We start from the raw sequence: 4,502 nt of genomic DNA on the forward strand, positions 1-4,502 counted from the left end.
ACCACGGCGGACCTGACTCACCGACCCTCCGCCCAGGAGCAAGACCGCAACAGCCCCAAACAGGTGACAGTGGACTCATTCTCTACCTGGTGTCTCGCTTCTGAGGGAGATCCATTCCTTGTATTCCCGCCGGGGTGCTGCGGTCACACGTCCCGGTGTCGTACCACGAGCACCGCGATGGCCACTGCCGCGGTGGCCCACGCGCCGTACACGATCCACGCCTCGGTGACTGTCAGCGGGTACTTGCCCAGGTCGTGCGCGCGCTCCGGGTTCGTCACCAGCCGTTCCCAGGCGCTGAGCGGCATGGCGTTGCCGATCTCCTTGACCCAGCGGTAGCGCTCGCCCTGGAAGAGCGCCGGTACCAGCAACAGCAGGGCAATGACCGTGACGATGGAGCCGGCGGCGTGCCGGACGGCCGCACCCACCGCCATACCGACCAGCGCACACAGCGGTGCGAGCAGAGCGGCTGCGGCCGCGGCGCGCAGTGCGCCCGGGGCGCCCAGCGACAGGCCGCCGTGCTCTCGCAGCAGCATCTGGGTGACGCCGAAGGAGGTGCCGGAGACGAGCGTGCCGAGCGTCAGCATGACCACCGACACCACGGTCACCTTGGCGGCGATCACCGCCTGCCGGTCGGGGACGGCGGCGAAGGTCGTACGGATCAGCCCAGTTGAGTACTCGCCGAAGACCGCGATCGCCCCCACTGTCGCAGCGATGATCATGAACAGTTGCCAGGCGGGATCGACGAACGCCGTGGTGAGCGGATCGAACAGGAACTCAGGGCGGTCCGGGAACCCCGGCGGCTCCGGCGGCCGCTGTGTCTGATGCGCCAGCCGGTCCGCGTTGGACGCGGCGGAGTTCACATTGATGCCGATCACGGTCAACGCGCCGACGCCGAGCACCCAGTAGGTGGAGCGCAGCGACCAGAGTTTGATCCACTCGGCGGCGAGGAGATGACGGAACCGGGCGGGTACCCGGACCGAGGGGCGGGCGGGGGCTTTGTCGAGTACGGGGGTCATCGGACAGCTCCTGCGGAGTATTCGACGCTCTCTGCGGTCAGTTCCATGAACGCCTCCTCCAGGGAGGCCGAGTGTGGGCTGAGTTCGTGCAGCCGCACCCCATGCGCGAAGGCGAGCTCGCCGATGCGGTCCGCGGGCAGACCGGTCACCGTGTACGTCCCGTCGAGCTCTGCCCGTACCTTCGCTCCCGCGTCCGCCAACAGCCCGGACAGGACGTCCGCGTCGGGCGTACGGACGCTCACCCGCAGTGGTGTGCTGCGGGCCGCGAAGTCCCGCAGGCTCTCCGCCGCGATCAGTCTGCCGCGGCCGATGACCATCAGTTCCTCGGCGGTCTGCTCCATCTCCCGCATCAGATGGCTGGAGACGAGCACGGTGCGGCCCTCGTCCGCCAGTTGCTTGAAGAGGTTCCGCACCCAGCGCACGCCCTCCGGGTCGAGGCCGTTGAGCGGCTCGTCGAAGAGCAGTACGGGCGGATCGCCGAGCAGGGCGGCGGCGATACCGAGCCGCTGTTTCATACCCAGGGAGAACCCGTCGATCCTACGGCGGGCCGCCTCTGCCATGCCTACCTCTGCCAGTACCTCCGCGACCCGCCTGCGTGGCAGTCCATTGCTGACCGCCAGCACCGTCAGATGAGCGCGGGCGGTGCGGCCGCCGTGCATGTCGTGGGCGTCGAGGAGGGCGCCGACGTGTCGCAGGCCGCGGGGGCGGTCGCCGAACGGCTGCCCGTCGACGGTGACGGTGCCGCCAGTGGGCTGGTTCAGCCCGAGGATCATCCGCAGCGTGGTGGTCTTGCCGGCACCGTTCGGGCCCAGGAACCCGGTGACCACGCCCGGGCGGACGGTGAAGGACAGGCGGTCGACGGCGGTGGTCTTGCCGTATCGCTTGGTGAGTTCGGTTGCTTCGATCACGGTGTCCACGCTGCCGGGGCGGATCCCGCTCAGGCATCGGGCTGCCGACCACAATCGGGGAGTCCGGGGTAGCCTCCGGGAGTACGCCCGTGGGCCAATGCCGGGCAGCGGGCCGCGTGCCTATGATCGGCGCATGAAAGCCCCGCTGGATGCTCCGCGGTCGCTCCTTGTCGAGATCCTGGCCTGGTGCTCAGGTATCGCATACGTGGTCCTGCTGTACGTCGTCGTGCTGAACACCGGCCGCGAACTGACCGGCATGCGCCTGGTGTTGGCCGCCCTGCCCTCCGTACTGTTGCTGCCCCTGGTGCTGCGTCGGCCGCTGCCCGCCCTGATGCTGCTGCTCACCGCCTCCTTCGCGGCGACCGTGCGGGCGGACTCGGTGATGGCTGCGGGACAGCACGTGATTGGCGGCATGCCGCACGCAGAGACGCAGGCGTGGCAGATCGCGTGTCTGCAGGCAGTGCTCTCCGATCTGACCGTCGGATGGATCGCCGCCACCCGGTCGCGGCTGACGGCGGCCATCGCCTCGATGGTGGCGCTCGGTGTACAGATCGGGGCCGCCAGTTACTACCGGGAGGGCTCCTCGTCGTTCCTTGCCGCCGCCGTCTTCCTGGCGCTGATGATGGTCACCGCTTGGACGGTCGGCTACTCGGTCCGCGAGCGCCGCCAGCACACGACCGCCCTGCGGGCGCGGGCCGCTGAGCAGGCCGTCATCGCAGAGCGACTGCGGATCGCCCGGGAGCTGCACGACATGGTGGCGCACAGCATCGGCGTCATCGCCATCCAGGCCGGGGTGGGCCGGCGCGTCATCGACACCCAGCCGTCGGAGGCCCGCAACTCCCTCGCCGCCATTGAGGACACCAGCCGCGACACTCTGGCGGGCCTGCGCCGGATGCTCGGCGCGCTGCGGCAGGCGGACCCCAGGGACGGCGCACCGCTCGACCCGGCGCCGGTGCTCACCGATCTCGACAGGCTGGTGGAGCGGACCCGGGACGCGGGCGTGCGGGTGGACATCGAGTGGCGGGGGGAACGGCGGCCGCTGCCGACGGAGATCGAGCTGTCCGGGTACCGCATCATCCAGGAGGCGGTCACCAACGTGGTCCGCCACTCGGGCTCCAACGCCTGCCTGGTGACCATCGACTGCCAGGAGGACGATCTGTCCATCGAGATCACCGACGAGGGTCGCGGCCTGTCCGGCCTGCCCGGCGCAGCCGGCTACGGGCTGACGGGCATGAGGGAGCGAGCGGCGCTGCTGCACGGCGAGTTCACGGCCGGGCCGCGCGACGAGGGCGGCTTCCGCGTGGCGGCACGGCTTCCGCTGCCGGTGGCGGCCACATGATCAGGGTACTGCTCACCGACGACCAGCCGCTGGTCCGGCACGGGCTGCGGGTGTTGATCGCCGACCGCCCCGGGCTGGAGGTGGCGGGCGAGGCGGCGAACGGCGAGGAGGCGGTGCGGCTCGCGGAGCAGATGGCGCCGGATGTGGTGGTGATGGACATCCGGATGCCCGGCATGGACGGCATCGAGGCCACCCGGTGGATCACCGCGGGCTCCACCACACCACCGAAGGTCCTCATCCTCACCACGTTCGACGACGACGAGTACGTCTACGGCGCCCTGCGCGCAGGGGCGAGCGGCTTCCTCGTCAAGGACATGGACATGGACCAGATCCTCACCGCGATCGAGGTCGTCGCCGCGGGTGATGCCCTCATCGCACCGAGCGTCACGCGCCGCCTGATCGCCGAGTTCGCTGCCCGCCCCGATGCCACCCCGCCGCCCCCGAGACCGGTGGAGAGCATTACCGTCCGCGAACGGGAAGTGCTCACCCTGGTCGGAAGTGGACTGTCCAATGCGGAGATCGCCACGCGGCTGCACATCAGCATGGCCACGGCCAAGGCCCATGTGGGCAGGCTGCTGACAAAGCTGGACGCGCGCGACCGAGTGCAACTGGTCATCATGGCGTACGAGCTGGGGCTAGTAACGCCGACGCGGGGATAGGGCTCCGACCAGGGCTGATCGCGATTCTCGGCCGGAAATGCGCTCTGGCCCGCAGCAGGCCAGCGTCGTTGGTGGTAGCACCATTAAGTTGCGGGCCACCGCAATGAGGCGTCGCAGGGCGGTACGTGCGGGTGGGCCCCAGGGGGTTTGCCGCCGGGGCAACCCTGAACGTCAGCTTCTCCGATGAGGACGCCGCTGAGGGCTTTCAGCACCGCCCAGCCGCGGGCGCGGCGCAGGGTCGCGGCATCCAGGGCTGGCGGGTAGGCGCAGTGGAAGCGGTCGGCGGCACCGTTCGGCAGTAGCACCCAAGTGGCAGCGAGATCGCAGGCCGGATCGCCCGCGCGAAGTCGATCACGCCGCAGAAGGTGCCGCCTGGGTCATGCGGAGCAACCGTACTCAAGCGGCGGCCCGCCACTGATGCCCCTCCCATCGTCGCAGAACGTCACAAACCAGCAGTTCTGACACAGCTTCCCAAGCGGCGATTCAGCGGCTCTTCGCCGACGCACCCGCCCGATCGACCGGTGCCCTCACCGTCGTCCAGCTCGCCGCCGAAGCCGGAGTCAAACGCTGGGTCCTCACC

4 protein-coding genes and 1 pseudogene are annotated in these 4,502 nt (G+C 69.8%); 2 read left to right on the forward strand and 3 right to left on the reverse strand.

What is annotated here, in order from left to right; translation table 11 throughout:
* Positions 1–143: 143 nt before the first annotated feature.
* The gene (locus KM933_RS38315) at positions 144–1,016 is read right to left on the reverse strand and encodes an ABC transporter permease (protein WP_221362151.1); all 873 of its coding nucleotides are present in this window, start codon (positions 1,014–1,016) and stop codon (positions 144–146) included.
* On the reverse strand, positions 1,013–1,924 hold the full coding sequence (locus tag KM933_RS38320; RefSeq protein ID WP_221362153.1) for an ABC transporter ATP-binding protein: 912 nt from the start codon (positions 1,922–1,924) through the stop codon (positions 1,013–1,015). Before KM933_RS38320 ends, KM933_RS38315 begins: the two co-directional genes overlap by 4 nt.
* Before the next feature lie 133 nt (positions 1,925–2,057).
* Here KM933_RS38320 and KM933_RS38325 point away from each other — a divergent pair, with 133 nt between their 5' ends.
* Positions 2,058–3,263 (forward strand): sensor histidine kinase, encoded by a 1,206-nt coding sequence (locus tag KM933_RS38325; RefSeq protein WP_260334825.1) that lies wholly within the window; start codon positions 2,058–2,060, stop codon positions 3,261–3,263.
* On the forward strand, positions 3,260–3,922 hold the full coding sequence (locus tag KM933_RS38330; protein WP_221362157.1) for a response regulator: 663 nt from the start codon (positions 3,260–3,262) through the stop codon (positions 3,920–3,922). Before KM933_RS38325 ends, KM933_RS38330 begins: the two co-directional genes overlap by 4 nt.
* A gap of 99 nt (positions 3,923–4,021) precedes the next feature.
* Here KM933_RS38330 and KM933_RS40120 read toward each other — a convergent pair.
* Positions 4,022–4,292, reverse strand: a pseudogene (locus KM933_RS40120) (phosphotransferase); the annotation flags it as partial.
* Positions 4,293–4,502: the final 210 nt, after the last annotated feature.

The sequence above is a fragment of the Streptomyces beigongshangae genome (assembly GCF_019710745.1).
Classification (GTDB): Bacteria; Actinomycetota; Actinomycetes; order Streptomycetales; family Streptomycetaceae; genus Streptomyces; species Streptomyces beigongshangae.

Coding starts and splice junctions, on each gene's coding strand:
- KM933_RS38325 (WP_260334825.1), top strand. CDS start 2,058: ATGAAAGCCCCGCTGGATGCTCCGCGGTCGCTCCTTGTCGAGATCCTG.
- KM933_RS38330 (WP_221362157.1), top strand. CDS start 3,260: ATGATCAGGGTACTGCTCACCGACGACCAGCCGCTGGTCCGGCACGGG.
- KM933_RS38315 (WP_221362151.1), bottom strand. CDS start 1,016: ATGACCCCCGTACTCGACAAAGCCCCCGCCCGCCCCTCGGTCCGGGTA.